Source organism: Thermostilla marina (genome assembly GCF_054657455.1).
Window position 1 is genome coordinate 2,405,500 of the sequence record NZ_BAAHYR010000001.1, and the last position, 21,151, is coordinate 2,426,650.

A 21,151-nucleotide genomic window follows, 5' to 3' on the forward strand; every position below is an offset into this window, starting at 1 on the left:
GGCTGTCAATGGTGCTAGTAGGTCCAAACTGTTGATCGCCACGTGCCTGATTAACCCGGCAAAGTTACCGTGAAACGGCGGGAGCACCTTCGGCAGCCGAATCGCTTGCCGTGAACCATTGTGCCAAAATCTCAGCATACCTTCGGGCGACGGCATCCAAAGAAAGATGGCGCATAAAAGATGCTCGAGCGTTCCTGGCGACGTGCTTCCAATGATTTGAGTCGGAAAGTAGCCAGAGTACCTCTTGTGCAAACGCCTGCGACCCGCTTGCGATACAACCGTTGTCTCGATGGCGAAAAAAACGGACGTATTCAGTATGAGCACTAGCAACCACAGGTAACCCCGCGGCGAGGTACAGCAGCACCTTGCCAAAGCTTTTCCCGCGTTCAAAGGGTGTTAATAGCGATTCAAGAGGGGCCAAGCCAACGGTGGTAGTTGAAGCTAACCGTGTGGCTGCATCGAAGTCGAGGAATGGGGCAAGTTCGACCGTGCTGGAACAAATGCCAGCCTGTTCGGCGAAGGCTTGCAATAAGTCGCGTTGTGAACTGTCGCGGACCCCCATGATAAGCAATCGAGAATCTGGATAAACGGAGCGTACTGTCCTGAAGCACTCCAGTACGCAGGTGAGATTGTCCGGGTACGCGGTTGGGTTGGAGGACGCGTACAGCAGAGTATAGGGGCGGCCTAGCTGAACCGAAGGTTTAGGAACACTTGGTGGACAGCCAGTCCATATGATTTCGACACGCGAACAATGTTGCTCGGCCCAATCCGCGACAAACTGACTTCCGGCGATGATACCAAACGAGGCACGAGCAGTAGCATTCGTGCGTTGTGACCATCGGGGAATAACCCAGTCGGCATCGTCGATATCCAAAATGCAGCGATATGAAGGGAATAACCGTGGCGAATGAGTCGAGTGGCGGGCTTTTTGCATGTATATTAAATGTGCCCTGAAGAGGCGTGCTATCAGGGCCTTTTGTGATGTTTGCAAGACGTGATTGGTCACTAGTGTGGCGTAGCCGTAGCGCCGCAGCGCCTTGGCGACATTGTAGCCGCGAAGTTCAGCGGCCATGCCGTTCGGCCAACTGTCCACAAAGAATTGGATTCGGGGACGCTTTAAGAACCGTAGCGCCAACGCGCGAGCAATCGAGGCTGGAAAGGCGACACGCCGGGCTAGTCCGCGAGAGATGCGAGCATTCATGCTTCGAAGTAGCTTTGTATCACAAAAGCAGAGAGTAGAAAAATCACGGTGCTTGCCCAAACTGGCGTGAGTGTTATAGCGCGTCGAGCGTTGGAGATTGCCGCGAGAACTCTTTTTCCCGCAATTCGGGGGCAAAGTATCGCTTCAGCTTATTAGGTTGCTCCCTGAGCCAATGCAATACCTGGGTGGGAGGGAAGCGGTTGTCTGAAAGGGAAGATACGGTCGTTGCGAAAATCATCCGGTGTTCCCATATTTTTCCAAGCGTAATCTGTCGGATTACATCCGGCGGTGGGGCGTGGCGCTTTACCTCCTGAACCGTGCTCGCGATCGCGGAAGGGGTTGCGGGTACGATCCGAGTGGTAACGGGGGAGTAGAAGGCATCGCGTCCGTCACGATAGGGAGTTGTGATTACCGGAACGCCGCAAAGAAGAAACTCAACGGAGGCCTTATAAACTCCCTCGGTTCGGGAGAGAGCTAGCCCGGTGTAAGATTCATTAGTAATGGCTGCGACCTCCGTGGGGCTGAGTTTCCGATACCCTTGGGAAGTAAAATTGGGCCAGAAAGCGTGCCGCAGGGCCTCTCTCACCCTGGTTGCATAAGCAGGGTGCATCGATCCGTCTTCGTTTGTCAGAACGACGAGGTTCGGCACGTCGCTTGCGAGTTCATGTCGTTTTAAGGGCAGGAGAATACCGTTGCAAATTGCATCATATTTCTTTCTGCGACTGAGAGAAGGGTGAACATTGTAAAGCCGCTCGTCCAGGAAGGCACCTTTGTGGAAGAAGAGAGTGCGCAACCCAAAACGAGTGAAGAGTGGCACAGCAGCACGATCATGACATAAATAGGTGACGTTGATTCTACATCGCGAGAATTGTCGCTGCAGGAGTCGATGTTGTCGCCAAAGGCGGACGGCGAAACCGGCATCCCGCACGGGGCTGACCAGCTTCAAATTCTTGTACCAGGTGTTATGAAGGTACGGGTTGGGAAAGATCGCTGTGCTGCTGGAGCGGAGGGAGCGTAGCGACCGAAGCGGAAGCAGCACAGCGGGCCGCAAACTCGGCCGGGGCTACGTACCCCAGTGAGCTGTGCGGCCGGTTTCGGTTGTAGTCCTCTCGCCACAGCTCGGTCAGCACCTTTGCCGCCGCCAAGCTCTCGAACACCTCCGTTGCCAAAAACTCGTCACGCAGCCGGCTGTGGAAACTCTCGGCGTAGCCGTTCTCCCAAGGGCTGCCCGGCTCGATGTACAACGTCTCTATCCCCATCCGACCCAGCCAGGCCCGAATCGCTTCGGCCACAAACTCCGGACCGTTGTCGCTGCGGATGCACTTCGGCACGCCTCGTCGGGCGAACAACTCCGCCAGCGTCTCGATCACGTCCTCGCTGGTAATACTCCGATCGACCTTCATGGCCAGACATTCCCGCGTGTGCTCGTCGACGATCGTCAGCCACTTCAACCGGCTGCCGCCCGTGGTGCGGTCGAACACGAAGTCCCAGCACCACACATGGTCCTTGTGGTCCGCCCGGCGACGGACGCAACCGTTCTCGCTCGTGCCCAATCGTCGCCTTTTGCGCTTCTTCTGCGGCACTTTCAGCCCCTCACGACGCCACAATCGGTAAATCCGCGTATCGCTCGCCCGCCAATCCTCTTGACGAAGAAGCCAGGCGATCCGCCGGTAACCCCATCGCGGACGACGTCGGGCCAATTCCAACATCCGACCCGCCAACGCCGCCTCGTCGTCTCGCGGCTTCGCTCGGTAACGCTGGGTACTTCGCGGCTGACTCAAGGTCTTGCACGCCCTTCGCTCGGAAACCGAAAACCGCTGACGCAGGCCTTCGATCGCCGCACGCTTCCGGGAAGGGCTTACCAGTTTCCCTCCGCTACGTACTTGAGCATCTGGATGTCCAGTTCCTTCTCGGCCACCAACAGCTTCAGCCGCCGGTTCTCCTCCTCCAATTGCTTCAGCCGTTTCGCCTCCTCGGCCTTCATTCCGCCGTACTGGTTCCGCCAACGCAGGTACGTCGACTCGCTGATCTCCAAGGCCTGGAGCACCGCCGCCACGTCCTTGCCCGCGTTGAGCATCGCATCCGCGTCCCGAAGCTTCCGAACTATCTGCTCCGGCGTGTGTCGCTTCCTTCCTCGTGTCGTCATCTTCCTGGTCTCCTCGCCTTACGGCTCTGAGACCTTCATAACACATGGATCAGTTTTTCGATAGCAGGCCAGGGCCACAAAAGGAGACGAGAATTCTGGCTTCTGAATCTGACAGGCTGAGCAGGTCCCGTACAATGCTGAGAGAGTGAAACGTTTCGGTGTAAACAATGGGAGGACGTCGCGAAATGACAGTGAAATTGTAGGGGCGGGCCGGTACGTTCAGATCGGGACGCTGTATCCATGCGAGAATAAACTTCTTTAGCGTTCGTAGTTGATGGCGGATCTGCATCAGTACCTATTCCTTTTCCTTGTGCCTAGCTTCGAAGGGGGGCTGTTACATGTTATGAAGGAACGGATTGGGAAGGAGTGCTGTAGTGCGTAGGATAGCGAGTGAAGCGGACGCAGCGCAGCGGGCCGTAAACTCGGCCGGACCTACGTAGCCCATCGCGCGGTGCTGCCGGCGTGGGTATAGTACGGGGCAGTGTTTTTCCGCCCGTCGGTCGAGATCGTGTTTCACCAGAAGCGCGTTCAGCTTGCGATAGAACGCGGCACCCGGCGGTTCGGGGATCTCATCCCGGCGGATAAACTGCGTCGGCTGTCGAAGCCTTTTTGTGCGTCCGAGCATCGTGCCGTCAGAAAATTGATCTCAGAAGCTTATTCCTTGCCGTTTCGTGCCACGATCCTCTACAATCAGCCGCAGTCTGCAAAGAGGTTTTGCGACGGCCTGATGGCACATGGGCCATTTCTCGAGTCCCGTTCACCAGGCTCTTATAGCGATTCCTCGACGACGGCCAGGCAGGTCACACGTTTTCATCCGGCCTCAGGCAAAACAAGTTTCTGCCGCGACTAGTCGGGCCAAGCAATGTGATGTTCCTGAGGCCGCACCAGCTTGACACCATGCTGGCGAACTCGTGTGGGTTAGGATTTATGAATGCCCCTGCCATAATGGCGTCTTCCGGACAGTGAGTTTCTAAGAACAAATACTCACACCGCAAATCCTTCACAAAGTGCTTGAGTCGCTGAAACAACTTTTCCGTTTTCAGAAAATGGTGAAATATGTTCAGTGCGAGCACGACTCTGTATTCAATCGGCCGCGGCAAATCGAACATAGAACCTTCGAACACTTTCAGCGGTATGCAGTTTGCACGTGCTAAGCGTTTCATAAAGTAGACGTGTTTTGGGTGGCTCTCAACCGCGAGGCATTGCCACCCTTGTGTCGCTAACATACTGGCGCAGTATCCGAAATATGCTCCAAGGTCTAATGCCGTACCTGTTTTGTTTTGTACTTGCTCTAGTATCTTGTGCATTCTGTCGTCATCATGTTGCGCTCTAATATCGCGAAAGTCCGGATGAAGGATTGGCTGATATGACAGCCCCTGCCTCGAATGGACATAATCTAACACTTCTCTTCGGAAAGAGGCCCACTTCGAATGTCTAACACCGACGGCAACCGGTATGCTCGTGATGCCAAACGCTCGCGCGTAGGCGAGCCTGTGCTTTCCATCCTGAAGCAGAAAACGTCCGTCCCGGTCAATTGCTACAGTGACATCATCAATATGTGCGAATGGGCCGAGGTGATCCCAGTTGTGCCTTACCGACTGTGGCAGCTCGGACACAAGCTGAACGCCTCTGGCCCGAATGCTTTCTCCTAGCCGCTCTAGTTTGTAAAAAAACTCTTGTACGTCAGAACAGCCATGATAAGTCCCATGACGTTTAATCTGCTTCTCAACAAAAGACCAATAGGCTGTGTCTTCCCATCGCACGTTGTGGCGGGTATGTTGCAAAATGGCTTTCACTGCCGGTAGATCATCAGTGGAACCGACAGTGCGGTCCCAATTGCCGCTGCGCACCATTCCACGCGTCACGAATCGGTTGCCTAGCTTACCACCCAAATATCGTCGGACCGTGCGAGGATCCAGTTCGATGTATTGCGGCCCACTGGGCGGTCTTCCAGCGAAATTCCTGACTTGCTGAACCAGTCGCCACTTTACGAATAACGCCGTACGAATGGCGTGTCCCACAGCCGGATGGCGTTGGGCAAAATGGAATAACTTTCTTCGAAGTGTCATTGGTGCTGGGCCTCCTGGTTCAACATTACACCGTCAACGTCGCTGGCTCTGGCCCTAGTGCGGTACGCCGTTGCGCACATCAGACCGGGCAGATCGCATTTCTCGCAACTTCACCGAAATATGAAACTCTTGAACCGCCTTGAAGACGGCATATGTCAATCCAGCGCGGCCGTCGAGAAAGCCTAGACGCAGGACGTACATGTAGAAAAAACGGAGAAACGGCTTTCCCGGTAGGCGAACCCAGAGTCTTTTGAGCCAACGTTTTCGTTCGACGGGCGTGCCGAACAGGCGTGGGGGAATCGATTGGCTGAAGCGTCCACCGTGCAACAAGTGGAGTCGCATTTTGGCGTCCCAGGTTGAGTAATTGTTGTGGCGCTCGATAAAGCGATGCAGATCCTTGTAATCAAGGTGCAGCATCGGCGCGCGAAGGTAACCGGCGTGCCCGTCGAGAACGACATGTTCGTGAACTTCGACATCGCCGGCGGAAGCGAGATCTTCTGTGTTCAGTCGCTCGTAGCGCCCGAGGCGATGCTTGAAGAGCCGCAGGTTCCAACTTGGGTAGTTTCCGCCGTAGCGTAACCAGCGCCCCATGAAAATGAGCTTTCGATTCAGGTAGTATCCGTCGAATCGAGGGCCGTTTTTGAACTCCTGGTGAATTTCGTCGCGAAGTTCGGGAGTGATACGTTCATCGGCGTCAAGCAACAGCACCCATTCGTTTGTAAACGGAAGATTGTCAAGGGCCCAGTTCTTTTTGCGGGGTCCGCCGGGTTGGAATTGAAACTGAACGACTTTTGCTCCCGCTTCTTCGGCGATGCGACAGGTGGCGTCGGTACTGCCGGAGTCGACGACGAAAACCTCGGTTGCCCAGTCGACGCTGTCAAGGCAGTCGCGTAAATTCGCTTCTTCGTTTAGGACGGGAATTACGACCGAAATGGGCAATTGGATATTGGTGTCCATAAATGTGAAAGAATGTGAAGTGTGCCGGGCGAACGGGCGCTACGTGATGTGAAACTGGGTAGATGTAAGGACGTCGTGGTAAAGTTGATCGATGCGTCTTGCGACGGCGGGCCACGTGAGATGTTGTTCGACGTAGCGTCGGCCGCGTAGTCCGAGTTCGTCGCGGTCGGCTTCGAGAATCTGTCGGATGCCGTCGGTAAACGATTCGAGGGAATCGTCGGTGGTGACCCCGCATCCGGCGGCATCGACGTAGACATGGCTGGCTACTCCGGGGGTGACGACTACCGGCACACCGTGTGCCATCGCCTCGATCACGGCAACCCCGAAGTTCTCGTGTTGGGAGGGCAAGCAGTAAACGTGAGCTGCCTCGAAGATGTAAGATTTGTCGGGGCCGGTCAGGAAACCGAAGAAGGTGACTCGATCTTGGACGCCCAATTCGTGGCCAAGTTGTGTGAGACGCCTTCGCTCACCGGCATCAGGGCCGACATACGCGAGGGCCAAATTTTCATGTTCTGACGACAGCGAAGCCAAGGCGTGGAGGAGCCAACTGGGGCGTTTTATTTCGTGGAGACGGGCCAGGAATAGGATGACTTTGCGATCTGATAGCTCGGCGCGTGTGTCGCCGAAGAGGGCGGGAAGAGCCAGAGCGTCATTTTTCGCGGGCACCGCAACACCATGCGGGATGACGACAGTCCGAACGCCGGGAAAGGCGTGCGAGAGATGGTCGGCCTCGGCTTGGGAGGTGACGTGAACGGCGGCTGCCGCACGGAGGTCGCGACGGTGAAAACAGGCAATGAACAACCGCTTCCACAGTCGCATGCCTTTTCGAAGGCATGTTGCGTCGAAACTACCGGCCGGACGAAAAACGTAGGGAATCCGGAAGCGTCTGGCAAGCTGCGCCGCGCGGATGGTCAGGTGGCTGAATGCACCGTGAATATGAACGAGGTCGGGGCGGCGGCGTGGATCCTGAAGGACGTGTCGCAGCAGCGCCACGGTATGCGGGCAATACGAAAAGCGAGACCAAGGACGCCGCCTTCCCCACGCATTCCCGATGAGCAGGTTGACTCCATCGAAGGCCGCATCCGATCGCATACGCTGCACGTATTCGTCACGCGGCGCCCAGGGCTCGGCAGATTGAGCCGACGTGGTGACAAGCGTGATAGCGTACCCTAGCGGCTTCTGAGCGCCGAGCAGGCCTCGCAAAGAATTACTCGGGCCGCCGGAACGCGGATCGATGCTGTGGATTACGTGGACAATGTGCATGTAGAAAACTTCAGAGACGAGGCGGTTTGGGCGGTTCAGGCAGGCCGGGAAGCCGGGCTCAGCCGGACAGCGGCGCGATAGGCACTTGTGTGTTGGGTTTTGGATACGGACAGCAACCCGATTGCCATTCCGAAAAACAAGGTGTTGACGGTCGAGCCAAGCAAGAGTGCGGATTCCGCAACCGCGTGTACGCTCAAGCTGACAAGAAAGGCCAGGGCGAGATACGTGGTTGGGTGTACCACGTTTTTTGCGCCGCGGTATGCGCTCATAGCCAGGTTGATGATTGCCAAGGCTGCTGCGCCGAATAACAGTCCGCCAATCAGGCCACCCTCCGCCAAGATTTGAAGGTACATATTCTGCAAGTTTGCGGTGCTGCGTCCCCACGAGAGCCAGCCTTTTCCGATCACGGGCGATGCCGCAAAGTGTCGGAGTCCCGCAGCCCACATTCCGGATCGTGTGTTCTCCAGGCTTCCGAATCGCTCAATCGCTTGGGCGGAGATATCGCCGGAAAACGCTAAGAGCAAGCCGGCCAAGGGGATCGCAACGGCAAGCACGCGACCGGGGTGTTTCAGGAGGGGGATCGAGAGAACGGTCCCACCGAGAACGGCCATCGCAAGCGACGCGCGGCTGCCGGTGGCGAGAATGATAAGTCCGAGAACAGCCGTACCGCCGATGCCTATCGTTCGCCATCGGCCTTTGTCGAATACGGCTAGGTAGTACGCCATCAGCGCGTAGCCGGCGGCAGTCATTCCGATCGCGTTGGCGTTGATTCCATAGGCGGCAAGACGTCCTACACGAGAAAACTGGGTCGGCGACCGTAAGTATTGGTAAAGCACGATGCTCGATGCCATGACGGCAACGGTGCAGAGGAGACGCATTCCTTTCGTCAACTGTGCTTCCGATTGCGAAGAAATGCCGAGAAAGACTCCGAAAAGCAAGGACGACAGAAATACCGTGCGATAAATGAGGCCGTTGAGCGGAAAAGGCGACCATAGCGGTGAAATGGAGTAGAACGCAGCGAAAGCGAAAAGGGGCATACATTGCTGCGGCAGTTTGGTGAGAGCCCCTTGGCCGATGGCAAGGAGTACACCAAGGAAACAGATCGCAATCCTTGCATATTTCAGTGTTTCATGACCCTCGAGCTCGGTAGCCAACGAGAGGGGTGAAATCACCAGAAACAACGCTGCAAGGTAATACGCAGCGGGGATGCTCGATCGGCGAGATGCGGGAGCCTGCATGAGGAGAATATCAGCGGGAAATGATGCGATGATACGCTGTGGATGTTAGGACGCAATTGCGTTGCCAACTGTGCTCGCGAAGGTAGCCGGTAAACTCTTGCGGATTCGGCGTGTACGTAATGATTTTGCTTAGGCCGCCTTTGAGCGAGGGAACACTGTCTGCTTCCACCACAATTCCGAGTTCAAAGCGTTCAATGGTTTCACGGAAAGTGCCCGCGCCGGAAGCTAGAATGGGGCGACTGTAACTGGCTGCGATGTTGAGCACACCGCTTTGCGACGAAAAGGTGGCACTGTACGGCAGGGTGACAAAATCGGCAGCGGTGAAAAGATCGGGGACTTCGGCATCAGGGATGTACCGGATGTCGAAACGGACAGAATCCAAGACATCCGCTTCACGAGCAACTTGCTCGTAATAAGAAAGCGGTCTGGCACCGGCGCCTTTGATCCGGCCTGCGACAAGTAGAAAGACTTTCGATTTGTGAGGAGCCAAAGCGCGAATCAAGAGGTCGAGGTTCTTGTCCGGTCGGATATCACCGAAAAACAGGGCGACCTTCTTGTCGGCCGGCAGGTCGTACTTGCGGCGGAGTTCTTCTTGGGGGCCGGAAGGATCACCGTAACTGTAAGGCCCGTGGGGAACGATGACGACACGTTCTTCGGGAACCCCGGCAAAATCGATCAGATCCCGTTTCTGGAAGTCACTGTGAACAAACAAGACGCGGCATGTTCGGTAAAGGCGGCGAAGTTGTGCAAGTTCGTAAGGCAAGTACGTGATCGCGTGACGGCGACGCACGTCATGGGCGGTGGCGACAAGTTCTACCTGCGACTTTCTTAAGAACCGAGACCAAAGCGGAAAAGTGACATGAGGAATCGAGGATAAATGCAGCAACCTCGCTCCGGTTTTCTCGGCTCGGCGAATCGCTCGAATCGGATTCACCGCCAGGTTGGCGGCAAAGCGAAGCCGGCGAAGGATCGGTATGGGGTGGGTGATGTTGAAAAGCCCCGGCCATGTGGGGTACGTGGCCTGTTGGAGATATTCAAACGACGGCAGGCACGCCAATTCGATGGCTGGACCGTCCTGATCTTGCATGGCCCGCAACAGTTCGTTGACATAGCGTCCGATGCCTCCGCCGGGAAAAGCGAAGTAGTGCAACACGCGGATTGGATCCGTGGAGGGCTTGCGGCTCATTGCTGCGGTGCGGCCGGCAAAGTTACCGTTTCGTACAAAGCGGTGAGCGTGCCAATATGCTGTTCCGGCAGAAAACGCTTTCGGATCGTTTCGAGTGCGGCGGTTTCCATGGAATCGAAAAGTTCCTCGTCGCCTAGCATGCGACGGACGGCCTCGGCGATCGCCTGTGGATTTTTCGGCGGTACTACCAGCCCGTTCGTACCGTGCTCCAGCCATTGACGCACACCGCCGATGTCACTGGCGATGACGGGAACCCCGCAGGCCATCGCTTCGAGCCCGACGATCCCGAGTGTTTCAGGCCAAATGGAGGGAAATACGAATACGGTTGCTCGTTCGTAGACGTCGCGGATATGTGCTCGGTCGGCCCAAGGGTGTATTTCGATTCTTTGCAGGCAACCGGCTTCCGCGGCAAGGTTACGGATCTTCTCTTGCGTGGCCTCGTCCGCGTCGCCGACGAAAAGTCCGTGCACCCCCTCTAACTCTCCGAGTGCCCGCACAAGCACGTCATAACCTTTAACCGGCCGCATGCGTCCCACGAAGAGAAGGGTTGGTGTCTTGGGGCGTTTTCGCGGACGTTCCAAAGGGGCAAGCGGGCAAAAATAGGGGATCGTATGGAGTCGTGTAAGGGAAAACCCGGCACGCTGGTAGCGTTCGCGAACGGATTCGCTCGGACATATCACGGCAGCAAAGCGGTGGTGATTCCGTCGTATCCAGCGTACGCGATGGTAATAATCCAACGCGAAACGCGGACGCGGCGTCATACAGTGGCGAGCAATCGTCGTGGCGAAACAGCCGATTCCCGCCGTGCGGCCACACACCGTTTTTGTACGACGATGAAAAAACGTTGATGCCGGGCACAAGTACATGTAGTCGTGCGATGTCGCGATGGTGCGGCCATATTCGACACAGGCTCGTAGTACGCCGACGTTGTAAACGCGGTGAACGTGGATGATGTCGGGAGCGACCTCTTGAAGAAGCCTTTTCGCGGCTTGGTAGGCTCGTTTGCGGGCAGCAGGCCCGATTCGGCCGATTTCCGGCAGCAAGACTGCGCGGCGCACCAGATCAGGCGTTCCTTTCGCATAAGCAACATGGGACTCGATGCCGCGCGCCTCGAGGAGCGGCAGGACGTTCAGCAGGTACGTCTCGACGCCGCCCGACCAGCTAAGATGCTCGTTGAAATGGAGAATCCGCATGGATTACCGCTTTGCCGCCGCGGGGCTCGAGAGATTTTTCGTTGTCCGACTTACAAACCGCGATCGCCATTCCAGCGAGTCCAAGTATTCCTCCCATTCAGCACGGTCCGTTTCAGCGTTTCCGAGACGTCGGAGTAACCGAAGTACGTCAAGGTGTCCCGCTAAATAGGCAAAAAGCGACGCGTTTGTTCGGCCGAGCATGGATCGAGCGGTGTTCCGCGGAAAGGTGCCCAACATATAACGGAGGAATCCGGCTTTCCGGTTTGACCATTTCCATCTTGCAGCATAAATGACGCGATTGCGGGTGATCCATCGAGCACGGCGTTGTGCGGCCGCCCGGTCCGTCGATACCGATCCGCCGAAATGCCCGACGCGCCCTCGCGTACAGATGCCGACTCGATAACCTGCTGCCGCGATACGGCGACAGAGGTCATAGTCTTCGTAATAGCTGCCGAAAATCGGGTCGAACGGGCCGGATTTGCCAAGGGCTTCCACGCGGACGACCATGGCCGCCGCGGTGATTTCGGGGACAGGGATAAACGGGGGAAGGTCGGAGGGATCTGCCGAGACGCCCTCAGCCAGACATTCCATGAGAGCGGCATCGGCTCGTGCGCAAGCTCGAAAGGCTTCATCCCAATCGGTGCCGTCGTAGTTGGTGATCAGTGGTGAGACGGCACCGATCGAGGGATCGCGCCGGAAACAATCGGCACAAGCCCCCAGCCAGTCTTCGTTCGAAACGGTATCCTGATTCAGAAAACAGACCAATTCGCCGTCAATCTTGGCGTTGACCAGGGCAAAATTATTCGCTTCGGCAAATCCCAGGGGACGCGGTGTTGCCAAAAACGTGACGTTCGATTGCGATACGTACGGCTCAAGCGAGTTGTTTCCGCCGTTGTCGACCAAGATCAGGTGCCACTCGTGTCCGCACGCCGCTTGCAAGGATTCTACGCAATGCGTGATCCAGCGATCGGAATGGTAGGCGACGAGGATGACGTTAGTGCGCAATACGCCGGTCATTGAGATAGGGACAGGTGCAGGGTTGCGCGTTCCAGTACGTCGCGGATTTCGTCATAGTTCTCGACGCACTCACCAAGTTTTCGGGGGTTCTGTTTACGCAATGTCGTCGATACAGGGTGCGGCCTGACACAAAGAAACGGAAAGACATGTTCTGCCAAGAGGTTTGCGGCATCTTGAGCGAGATCTTCGTAAGCGATCGTGACCGCTCGGCGATGAATTGCCGTGCATGACTCAACTTCGGCATAACGCTCGCGGACGGCATCGCACCAAGCACCAAACTCGACAGGGTCGATCTTGCATGTCGCCGCATGAACAGCCTTGGCGGAAGTGCCCACCCAATGCCCGGTGTTCTTAGCAAGTTTCCACGAAACGAATTGTTCAGCCAGGGATCGCCGAAAAACAACGAGAAAACGCATGTCAGGAAAGTGCGAAGCGACTTCCTGCAGTGCAATGCCATGCAAACGAAAGTGAAGAATGTGAGTCTGGGCTCCACGACATGCACCTGGCTGCGATCGCAAAGAGCGATGTATATGCGCAAAGACCTGATGGCGAAATCGGAATCGTGTGCGAATTCCTTGGGGATCGAAGGGGTTTAAGATTTCACCTGCTACGGAAATGTCAGGATGCGATCGCAGGAGGCTTGCCAACAGGTTCGTGCCGGTTCTTCCCTCTCCGAGAATCAAAAACTGCGTATACGGTGCCGGATAAACCGTGCCGTGAATGTATCTTCGGAATCGCCAGCGTTTCCAGTAAAAACGGACCAACTCGCGAACTGTGCGCATATTTATGTTCTTGTAAGCTTATTAATAACACTGCATATTTGCAAATCATACGCTTCGAACGTGTAGCGTTGTTCGGCTTCGCGGCGGGCGTTGGCCGTCAGGCGACGACGCACCTCTTCGCGGTCCAACAACAGCATGATCGCTTGGGCCAGCCGGTTGTACTCGCCGAAGTGGACCAGTAAGCCCGTCTGTCCGCCACGAATCGTTTCCCGCAAGCCGCCGACCTTGCTGGCAACCACCGGCGTGCCGACCGCCATCGCCTCGACGGGCGTTCGGCCGAACGGTTCGGAACGCGACGGAACACACACGACATCGCATGCCCGGTAAAACGCGGGCATGTCGGTGACCGTCCCCAGAAAATGAACCCGCTCGGCGATCCGATACCGCCGGATGAGGTCTTGCAGCATTTCGCGGTAGTTTTGCGGGCCGTCGCCGGTGATCGCAAATCGGACGTCGGGTTTGAACCGGTGAATGACTTTGGCGGCCTTGAGGAAAAAATCGTGTCCCTTGACCGGTCGTAACGTGCCGGGGACCCCGACGATCCGTGCATCGACCGGCAGGTCAAGTCGCCGGCGGGCCTCTTCGCGGGAACGTGATTCGTCGAAAAAGCAGCGATCGACGGCGTTGGGAAGGACGGTCACGGGGCGTTCATTCCAACCGCGGCCGAGAACGTTGTCTCGCACGGCGCGGGAGACGACGACCACGTGATCGGCACAACGAGCGAGCATCTGCCGCACGTATCTCTTGCCCAAAATGGCCGGCGGATGCATCTCCCCGCCTTCGTCGGCGAAGAGTTCCCGAACGTGCCAGATGCAAGGAATGCCGAGTCGGCGGGCCGCTGCAGCCGGCGCCATGCCCGTCAGGTTGTTCACGTAGACCAAAGACGGCTTGTGCTCGCGAAAGAGCCGTTCGAATCGACGTACGGCGCGCCGATCACGGCACAGCTTGCGCCACTGGCGGTGAAACGCACCTCCTCCCAGCCATTGTCCGTGCGGAATCGTCGTGACCGACGTAGATCGCTCGCGGTAGGCTTCGGAAAGGGCGCCATCGTGTGCGAACACGGTATGAACCGTATAGCCTTGTTTCCGTAACGAGTCGACCACCATCAAACCGCTGATCGGCGATCCGCTGGGCTCGGCCGTGAATTGAACGAATAGGACCGTTTGGGGCTCAATCATCCCGATTGATCGAATCCGAGGACGGCGTCTACCTGTTTCCACATCGCGAGCACCTGCTCACGAAGCCGCCGGCCGGCAGTTTGAATGCGGGCGACGATTTCCCGTCTCGGTCCGTCATCGACGAACGGTTGAACGATCTCATGAAGCCGTGGCGTGTCGTGTACCGAGAGAACGCCCTCGGGACAATCGAAGTCCGACAGCAATTCTTCGTACTTGTGGCTCCATCCGCAGGCCAAAGTGGGCACGCCTTGCGACAGTGCACCGACCACCGCGTGAAAACGTGAGCTGACGACCAGGTGAGCAGTCCCCAACATGCCTTTCAGACGGACCGGACACGATTCTTCAACAATGTCGATACGTTTGCCGACCGCTTCGGCGATCCGGGGGACCAACGCTTTGTCCTCCGGGGTATGCAAGAGAACGACCGGGCGAAGGTCCATGTTTCTAAGCGTTGTAATGACATTCCCCAGAAAAGGAACGTAGTCCTTGCGAATGTTTTCGTCCGTCTTGTCGAGCATCCGCATATTTGGAACGATGAAGGCGACATTGTTCCCAATGTTCTGGGATGCGGATCGATCGCCTTCCACCAAGACGGTAAAATCCGGAGCCGTGCGAATGTGCGGGAGTTGACCGGCCACGTCGACGACGTGTCGGTACGACGTTTCCTCGCGGGCAAACACCAAGTCGCAGAATTCGAGCATCGCACGTGCGGCCTCTCGGATACGCCGTGATGAGAACGGCCCGAATGCCTGCGGCAGCAACACGATCTTCTTGCCTTGGGTTTTCCATCGACGGCAACGGTCGAGCATGGCCTCGGTCGGACGTGGCCCGTGCTGATCCCCGAAGGCGAACCCCGAGGCGTCGATGACGGCAGTTGTCTCTTCCTCGAGAACCAACCCGTAGGTTCGGCGAAATGCCGGATTCATCAACCGGAGTGCGAGCTTCGATCGCCCCCATCGCCTTGCATGAGGAATCGTCCACAGGCCGTATCGTGCTCGATCCCGGTATGTGCCGAAATGTGGCAGTACGGCAAACTCGGGCGGGCAAGGACGGCAACGGTAGTGTTGCAGCACCGCCACCGCCATCAATTCGGCGCCCTTATTATGGGTGCCGGTGCCGTGAAGAAGGATCATTTCGATTCGAAGTTGTACGTCCGTAACTGGTCCAGCGATTTTTTGGCTGACCGCGGAACCTTGCCTTCGGGGTCGGGCCAACCAAGGGCAATCAACATGACCGGCCGTTCATCGGGCTCCAATGCGAGGAGTTTTGCCATTTGCTTTTCCCGGTCGGGAAGGTCGGGCCAGTTGATACAGCAAGAGCTCAACCCCAGCGACTCGAGGGCAAAGAGAAAACTCATCGCCGCCAGCGCACCGTCGATGTAGATGAGGTGCCGATCTCTCGCGTCGAAAAAATTGCGGAGTTGGCCGACAATCACGACCACTACCGGTATTTGATGTTCGTATCCGATAACGCCGTAAGGGATCGACAGGACTCGCCGTACGAGATCGGGATCGTCGAAGATCCGAAACTGAAACGGTTGCCGATTGCATGCACTGGGGGATTGTGCGGCAACCTCCATCGCTTTATCGATCAAGTCTCGAGGAACGGGATCGGGAAGAAACCAGCGGCAGGACCGGCGGCGCTTGGCAAGTTCCGCTAAAGATGCGTACGTTACGGGAGGCGGTTGTGACAAGTCCCGGGCGTACGGGACGAGGCGTTCCGGACTGACACGAGGAGGAGTAGGCAGGGCTTCGAACACCTTGCGAAGCCGGTCGATTTTCGGATGCGAACCGGTGACGGAAAAGTAATCTTCAAGAACATCATGCATCCACTGCAATTGTTCGCCTTCAAGCGATGGCCCTCCGCTGTTGACCGCATCAAGAGCCGCCTTGTACGCTTCGACCGTTTCTTCGATATAATCCAGCGCAAAAATGTCCCGCCGCGGACGCATGATAAGCCCCTTTTCGAGGCGATGGGTGTTGCGCCGAAGGACGGTGCACAAATTGTTTCGCTCACCGAAATGGGCAGTGATTCCTTTGATGCACAACACGGCCTCGCTATTCATGTGAGACAGAATTGTGGGGGCACACATGGCGAGTTTGCAGAAACGGACATGCGCAGTGGCTAGACGAATGAATGTCTGGTACGCCGAAAGAAAAGAGACAAGGCACTGTCTTGCGGCTGTTCGCAGGCGCGCGTACAGGGAGAGTGTCATGGTGTGGTTAGGCACCAAGTAATATCTGGATGCCAAATGGCTGTGTGGACGGGGAGTTGTTTATTTGTTTTATAGAGGTCGCTCGGATGTACGTCAAAGCGAAAGGCGTGATCTTTCCTGAAGTACACGGTGTTTCTGTCGTCGAGCTGAAGTTCGACCGTGTATGTTCCTGGAGTTAAGCGACAGTCATGAATGGTGCACAACAAATCCTGACGATCGGTTACGTCAATTCTGTGCGGATAATGATACTCCGTGTGGCACGTTAGCACACGTTGCCCAGTCGCGGTGTATATCCGAATAGCCAGCCGGGCGTTATGGATGGGGTGAGGCGGGCAAAGCGTGATGCAAAAGGAAAGATCGTCTCCTTGATATATGGCCGATATGGAATCGCCATTTTGCCCTAGAATTCGAGCTGAAGAAATGGCGGAACCGGGGGAGGAAAACTGCTCAGGAGAAAGATTCCTGGTGCTATCCAGGTAGGCGCTAAGTACCGAATTCGTTGAGCCGAGTTTGTGTTTGCGCCCCGCATCCAATAACATTGCTCTACTGCATAACCCCTCCACCGCGGCCATGTTGTGACTCACGAAGAGGATGGTGCGGCCGGAATTGGCCACTTCGTCCATCTTGCCGAGGCAGCGTTTCTGGAATTCGGCGTCACCAACGGCCAAGACCTCGTCGATGATCAGGATCTCGGGGTCCAGGTGTGCGGCAACGGCGAAGGCCAATCGCACCTGCATGCCGCTGGAGTAACGTTTTACGGGCGTGTCGATGAATTTTTCGACGCCGGCGAAGGATACGATGTCGTCGAATTTCTTGCGGATCTCCCGCTGGGACATGCCCAGGATCGATCCGTTGAGGTACACGTTTTCACGGCCGGTCAGCTCGGGATGGAAGCCGGTTCCGACCTCGAGGAGACTGCCCACGCGGCCGCGGATTTCGGCGTAACCGGTCGTCGGCTCGGTGATTCGGCTGAGGATTTTCAGCAGGGTCGACTTGCCCGCCCCGTTGCGGCCGATGATCCCGAGCACTTCGCCGTGCTTGACCTCGAAGGAGACGTCCTTCAAGGCCCAGATCGTGTTCTTTTCGCGTCGAGGGGCGCCGTTATCGTCGGCGGAACCGTTACGACCGGACTTTCCGAATAGCCTCCGGACTCCTCGGGTGACCGACCGTTGGAGCGTGTCGCGAAGGGTCGTGTACCGCTCCAACTCGCCTAGGCGAAACATCTTGCCTAGGTTTTCGACGCGGATCGCAATGTCGTTGGACATGGACAATCGCAATAGGAATAGGGATTTACCAACTATTGTACCGTGCAGTCGGCCCGTTCGCTGAGACCGGGTGGTGTTTTAGGACGTTTCTCTGGTGGGGGAAGGGGTAAAATGCGCAAACGATTCCGGTTGTAAGGCGATCAGATGACGTCGGCGAAGAGGCGTTCCATACGGCGGAAGTAGAAAGCACCGCCGACGAGGATCGCCAGCGTGGCGGCGGTCGACGCCGCCAAGAGATGGACCGAGGGCGGAGAGGCCGTCCCCAGGATCGCCCAGCGGAACCCCTCGATGACCCCGGCCATCGGGTTGAGTCCGTACAGCGTGACCGCCCAGTCGGGGAGTTTGTGTCGAATGGATTCCATACTGTAGACGACCGGGCTGACGAACATGCCGATTTGGACGATGAAGGGTAAGACGTACTTGAAGTCACGATAGATGGCCGCCATCGCCGATAGCCAAAGGCTGACCGCCAACGAGGCGGTGACCGCCATGAAGATGAACACCGGCAAAGTGATGATCGCCCAGGTGGGCACGATGCCGTAGTAGAGCATCATCAGGATCAAGGCGACAAAGGCGATTGCAAAATCGACCAAACAGGCCAACGTGCTCGACAGCGGAAGGATGAGACGCGGAAAATAGATTTTTTGGATCATCGCGCGGTTTTGCACGAGGCTGTTGCCCGACTGATTCAAGGAAGAGGCGAACAACTGCCACGGCAACATCGCGCAAAAGGTGGACACGACATAGGGGATCTCGCCGACGGACGGTTCGTTGCCGCGACCCATCAACAGGCCGAACAAGGCGGAAAAGATGCCCGTCGTCATCAGCGGCTGAATGATTGCCCACCCTGCCCCGAGGAAGGTTTGCTTGTAGCGGATGCTGATCTGACGCCACGTGAGGATGAACGCCAGTTCGCGGAACCGCCACAATTCTCGTAGGTCCAGCGCACGCCAGCCGTGCGTCGGGCGAATCACGGTTACCGGGACATCGGCCGGGATTTCGACCGCCTCGCGGACGGGGGTTTCTTCGTTTTCGGCGTGTGTGTCGCGTTCTTGTTCCGTGTCGATGCTCGTCATTCCGTTCACCTTACGAACGGGATTCGATAAGTGGATAGTTTTGCGCGGCTATAGGGGATGGAGGGGACGCAACGATGTTACGGGTTGGCCAATAGGCCCAGGTCCTTTTCGACGTCCCAAGCAAACTGTAGCACGCTCGCGGCGACCTCGGTCAGCCGGTTTTCGATATCGGCCCCGTGACCGGGGGCTTGCAGCATGACCTTCAGCAACGCGGGACGTTCAGGACGACCGCCGAAACGCCAGTAGAAGCTCCGGACTTTGTCGCGCTTCGCAGCGAACGGACCGCCCATTTGATAGGCGTAAAGCACGGTAATCGGGATTCCGTCTCGCTCGAATCGCAGCAGGCGAACTTCCCCGCTCGTGCCGTTGGGCAATTCCAGGGGAACATCCTTGGATTCGATTTGGCGCCAACCGGCGCCCGAATAACACAATTCGGGCGGGTGGGGCATGCGGAATTCACGATCGTCGAATAACGCCATGTGCACCGAGATGGCTCGTCCGCCTGGATCGGAGTAGTTGCGGTTGATCGTGCAGGCGGCACCGGTAGCAAGGAAGAGATCCTCGTCGAGTTCGACTTCTTCGCCGGACCAGTCGTCGAGGGTGAGGGGAAGTCGAGCGAGTTCCTCCGACGGGGTAATCACCTTCTCCGGTACGGCCGCTACCGCTAGCCAGCGAGCCGCGAGGACGGCGAGAACGATCGCGCCGGCGGTCGCAAGCAGGCGAACGATGGCTGCTTTCGTGCTGTTTTGTTTCATGGGAAAGTGCTGCCCTCGACTCAGTGGACTTGGAAGGAAGAAAAGACGAACAGGCCGGCGAAGAAGTGAGACTACTCGGCCGTCGCGGCCGCCTCCGCCGGTTCCGGTTCGGCCGGCAAGTCGGATGACGCGGCGTGCAGCATGGCGAGCTTGTCTTCGACCATGGTACGTAGTTCGGCGAGGATGTCTTCGAACGCCTGTGTTTCGGCGAGGAGACCGGTTACTCGCAGCGATCCGGCGATTTCGCCGTCGTACCGGACAGGGCACCGGCATTGCCACAGAGAGTTTTCATCGTGACCGTTGATCGGAGCGTCCCATGCGGCACAGAAGGATTCTTGAAGGCGGGGAACGTCGATCGTCAGCTCGACCGAGAGGAGGTTTTGCCGGGCAGCGTGCTCGGTGATCGTGTCCCACAACCGGTCCCACGAGCAATTCCCCTGAACTTGAATACACGAGTTGTGCGCTCCGTTGGGTTGCCGGAAGGGATAGAGCAAACCGCGGAGAAGCCTGCGAAACTTCGTATAGATCAGCTTGGCTTCGCCTCTGCCGAACAGCCCGGTTACCAGGAGGATGACCACCACGGCCGCCGAGGTGGCGAGCGCGACCAGGTCGTTTTTCAAGGCGACGCCGGCCAAACCGCCCAGGCACAATACGATGCACAGCACACCGACTACCGCCAGCACGCGATAGTTATTACCGAGCTTTTCCAGCAGGCGATGGTGCAAGTGGGCGCGATCGGTGGCGAAAATGCTGCGTCCCGAGAGCTTGCGGCGCACGACCGCGGCCGTTGAGTCGAGGATGGGGAGCAGGCACAACGCCAACGGTGCAGCCAAGAGGACCGTGCCCGCCCCTTTCAGCGAGGCCCGAATAGCCATGGCGCCGATCATCAGGCCGATCAACATACTGCCCGAGTCGCCCAGAAAGATCGAGGCAGGCGGCAGATTGAACCACAGGAAGCCGATCAACGCGCCCGCGAAGGCCAGCGAAACGAATGCCACGGCGTAGTGTCCGGTCAGGGTAGCCAGGCCTGCGAGCGAAAGAGCCAAGATAATCCCGATCGTCGTCGCCATTCCGTCGATGCCGTCGAGAAGGTTGACGGCATTGATCGTGCCGACGAACCACAGGATGGAAATCGGCACGGCGAAGACGCCCAAGGGTATATCGTAGCCGAAGACGCCCACCTGGCGGATCGTCGCCCCCGAGGCCACCAAAATGATACCGGCGAACACCTGCCCGAGAAGTTTATATCGTCCTCGAAGTTGAAATCGGTCGTCGATGGTACCGAGGATGACAATCCACAAGCCCGCGCCAAAAAAGGCGAGGATGTCGGGCCAATCTTGACTAGGATGGATCGCCCACGGGTTCGGGGTGAACACCACGATCCCCAATATCAGCGCCATGGTGGCGAAGATCGCAATACCGCCGCCGACCGGTGTCGCCGATTCGTGCAACTTGCGATGCCGATCGGGTTTGTCGGTGAGCCCGACGAGCGGAGCATACCGGCGAATGAGCCATGTCAGTGCCGCCGAGACGAGCACGCACACGACAAATGCCACCGACGCGTAGCGGATCATCGGATTCACAGTTGAATTTCGCCTCGTAAGAGAAGG

The 21,151-nt window shown here is 57.2% G+C and carries 17 protein-coding genes; all 17 read right to left on the bottom strand.

Features of this window, described 5'->3' with window-relative positions; translation table 11 throughout:
* Positions 1 to 64 precede the first annotated feature (64 nt).
* Positions 65 to 1,072 (bottom strand): glycosyltransferase, encoded by a 1,008-nt coding sequence (locus tag ACYQ2I_RS08865; protein ID WP_460166652.1) that lies wholly within the window; start codon positions 1,070 to 1,072, stop codon positions 65 to 67.
* Positions 1,073 to 2,163: 1,091 nt separating this feature from the next.
* Positions 2,164 to 3,347 (bottom strand): IS3 family transposase gene (locus ACYQ2I_RS08870; protein WP_460166642.1). Its coding sequence is split into 2 segments (ribosomal slippage): positions 2,164 to 3,074 and positions 3,074 to 3,347, totalling 1,185 coding nucleotides; the frame shifts between segments, so codons are not numbered across the junction.
* 800 nt (positions 3,348 to 4,147) lie between these two features.
* Entirely contained in the window at positions 4,148 to 5,212 is a 1,065-nt protein-coding gene (locus tag ACYQ2I_RS08875; protein WP_460166653.1) for a hypothetical protein, read from the bottom strand.
* A 258-nt stretch (positions 5,213 to 5,470) separates the two neighbouring features.
* Positions 5,471 to 6,373 carry a glycosyltransferase family 2 protein gene (locus ACYQ2I_RS08880; RefSeq protein WP_460166654.1) on the bottom strand — a complete coding sequence of 301 codons (903 nt, stop codon included), beginning with the start codon at positions 6,371 to 6,373 and terminating at the stop codon, positions 5,471 to 5,473.
* Between the two features lie 39 nt (positions 6,374 to 6,412).
* A complete protein-coding gene (locus ACYQ2I_RS08885) occupies positions 6,413 to 7,636 on the bottom strand; it encodes a glycosyltransferase (RefSeq protein ID WP_460166655.1) in 1,224 nt (407 codons plus the stop codon).
* 35 nt (positions 7,637 to 7,671) lie between these two features.
* Entirely contained in the window at positions 7,672 to 8,487 is an 816-nt protein-coding gene (locus tag ACYQ2I_RS08890) for an O-antigen ligase family protein (RefSeq protein WP_460166656.1), read from the bottom strand.
* Between the two features lie 397 nt (positions 8,488 to 8,884).
* Entirely contained in the window at positions 8,885 to 10,027 is a 1,143-nt protein-coding gene (locus tag ACYQ2I_RS08895; protein ID WP_460166657.1) for a glycosyltransferase family 4 protein, read from the bottom strand.
* Between the two features lie 29 nt (positions 10,028 to 10,056).
* Positions 10,057 to 11,253, bottom strand: coding sequence for a glycosyltransferase family 4 protein (locus ACYQ2I_RS08900; protein ID WP_460166658.1), 1,197 nt, complete (start codon positions 11,251 to 11,253; stop codon positions 10,057 to 10,059).
* 3 nt (positions 11,254 to 11,256) lie between these two features.
* On the bottom strand, positions 11,257 to 12,258 hold the full coding sequence (locus ACYQ2I_RS08905) for a glycosyltransferase family 2 protein (RefSeq protein WP_460166659.1): 1,002 nt from the start codon (positions 12,256 to 12,258) through the stop codon (positions 11,257 to 11,259).
* An 8-nt stretch (positions 12,259 to 12,266) separates the two neighbouring features.
* Positions 12,267 to 13,052, bottom strand: coding sequence for a sulfotransferase (locus ACYQ2I_RS08910; RefSeq protein ID WP_460166660.1), 786 nt, complete (start codon positions 13,050 to 13,052; stop codon positions 12,267 to 12,269).
* Positions 13,053 to 13,054: 2 nt separating this feature from the next.
* Complete coding sequence (locus ACYQ2I_RS08915; RefSeq protein ID WP_460166661.1) at positions 13,055 to 14,230, bottom strand: glycosyltransferase family 4 protein; 1,176 nt, start codon at positions 14,228 to 14,230, stop codon at positions 13,055 to 13,057.
* Positions 14,227 to 15,363 (bottom strand): polysaccharide pyruvyl transferase family protein, encoded by a 1,137-nt coding sequence (locus ACYQ2I_RS08920; protein ID WP_460166662.1) that lies wholly within the window; start codon positions 15,361 to 15,363, stop codon positions 14,227 to 14,229. Before ACYQ2I_RS08920 ends, ACYQ2I_RS08915 begins: the two co-directional genes overlap by 4 nt.
* Complete coding sequence (locus ACYQ2I_RS08925) at positions 15,360 to 16,295, bottom strand: nitroreductase family protein (protein WP_460166663.1); 936 nt, start codon at positions 16,293 to 16,295, stop codon at positions 15,360 to 15,362. Before ACYQ2I_RS08925 ends, ACYQ2I_RS08920 begins: the two co-directional genes overlap by 4 nt.
* A 146-nt stretch (positions 16,296 to 16,441) precedes the next feature.
* The gene (locus ACYQ2I_RS08930) at positions 16,442 to 17,710 is read right to left on the bottom strand and encodes an ABC transporter ATP-binding protein (RefSeq protein ID WP_460166664.1); all 1,269 of its coding nucleotides are present in this window, start codon (positions 17,708 to 17,710) and stop codon (positions 16,442 to 16,444) included.
* Positions 17,711 to 17,850: 140 nt separating this feature from the next.
* On the bottom strand, positions 17,851 to 18,786 hold the full coding sequence (locus ACYQ2I_RS08935) for an ABC transporter permease (protein ID WP_460166665.1): 936 nt from the start codon (positions 18,784 to 18,786) through the stop codon (positions 17,851 to 17,853).
* A 77-nt stretch (positions 18,787 to 18,863) separates the two neighbouring features.
* Positions 18,864 to 19,541 carry an EpsI family protein gene (locus ACYQ2I_RS08940; protein WP_460166666.1) on the bottom strand — a complete coding sequence of 226 codons (678 nt, stop codon included), beginning with the start codon at positions 19,539 to 19,541 and terminating at the stop codon, positions 18,864 to 18,866.
* Positions 19,542 to 19,612: 71 nt separating this feature from the next.
* On the bottom strand, positions 19,613 to 21,115 hold the full coding sequence (locus ACYQ2I_RS08945) for a glycosyltransferase family 4 protein (RefSeq protein WP_460168407.1): 1,503 nt from the start codon (positions 21,113 to 21,115) through the stop codon (positions 19,613 to 19,615).
* Between the last annotated feature and the right edge of the window lie 36 nt (positions 21,116 to 21,151).

Bases quoted from the DNA above. Each gene is read 5' to 3' on its own strand.
- ACYQ2I_RS08890 (WP_460166656.1), bottom strand. From the start codon at position 8,487: ATGGCATCGAGCATCGTGCTTTACCAATACTTACGGTCGCCGACCCAG.
- ACYQ2I_RS08930 (WP_460166664.1), bottom strand. From the start codon at position 17,710: ATGTCCAACGACATTGCGATCCGCGTCGAAAACCTAGGCAAGATGTTT.
- ACYQ2I_RS08900 (WP_460166658.1), bottom strand. From the start codon at position 11,253: ATGCGGATTCTCCATTTCAACGAGCATCTTAGCTGGTCGGGCGGCGTC.
- ACYQ2I_RS08940 (WP_460166666.1), bottom strand. From the start codon at position 19,541: ATGAAACAAAACAGCACGAAAGCAGCCATCGTTCGCCTGCTTGCGACC.
- ACYQ2I_RS08885 (WP_460166655.1), bottom strand. From the start codon at position 7,636: ATGCACATTGTCCACGTAATCCACAGCATCGATCCGCGTTCCGGCGGC.
- ACYQ2I_RS08925 (WP_460166663.1), bottom strand. From the start codon at position 16,295: ATGAATAGCGAGGCCGTGTTGTGCATCAAAGGAATCACTGCCCATTTC.
- ACYQ2I_RS08915 (WP_460166661.1), bottom strand. From the start codon at position 14,230: ATGATTGAGCCCCAAACGGTCCTATTCGTTCAATTCACGGCCGAGCCC.
- ACYQ2I_RS08880 (WP_460166654.1), bottom strand. From the start codon at position 6,373: ATGGACACCAATATCCAATTGCCCATTTCGGTCGTAATTCCCGTCCTA.
- ACYQ2I_RS08935 (WP_460166665.1), bottom strand. From the start codon at position 18,786: ATGACGAGCATCGACACGGAACAAGAACGCGACACACACGCCGAAAAC.
- ACYQ2I_RS08865 (WP_460166652.1), bottom strand. From the start codon at position 1,072: ATGGCCGCTGAACTTCGCGGCTACAATGTCGCCAAGGCGCTGCGGCGC.
- ACYQ2I_RS08945 (WP_460168407.1), bottom strand. From the start codon at position 21,115: ATGATCCGCTACGCGTCGGTGGCATTTGTCGTGTGCGTGCTCGTCTCG.
- ACYQ2I_RS08910 (WP_460166660.1), bottom strand. From the start codon at position 13,052: ATGCGCACAGTTCGCGAGTTGGTCCGTTTTTACTGGAAACGCTGGCGA.
- ACYQ2I_RS08920 (WP_460166662.1), bottom strand. From the start codon at position 15,363: ATGATCCTTCTTCACGGCACCGGCACCCATAATAAGGGCGCCGAATTG.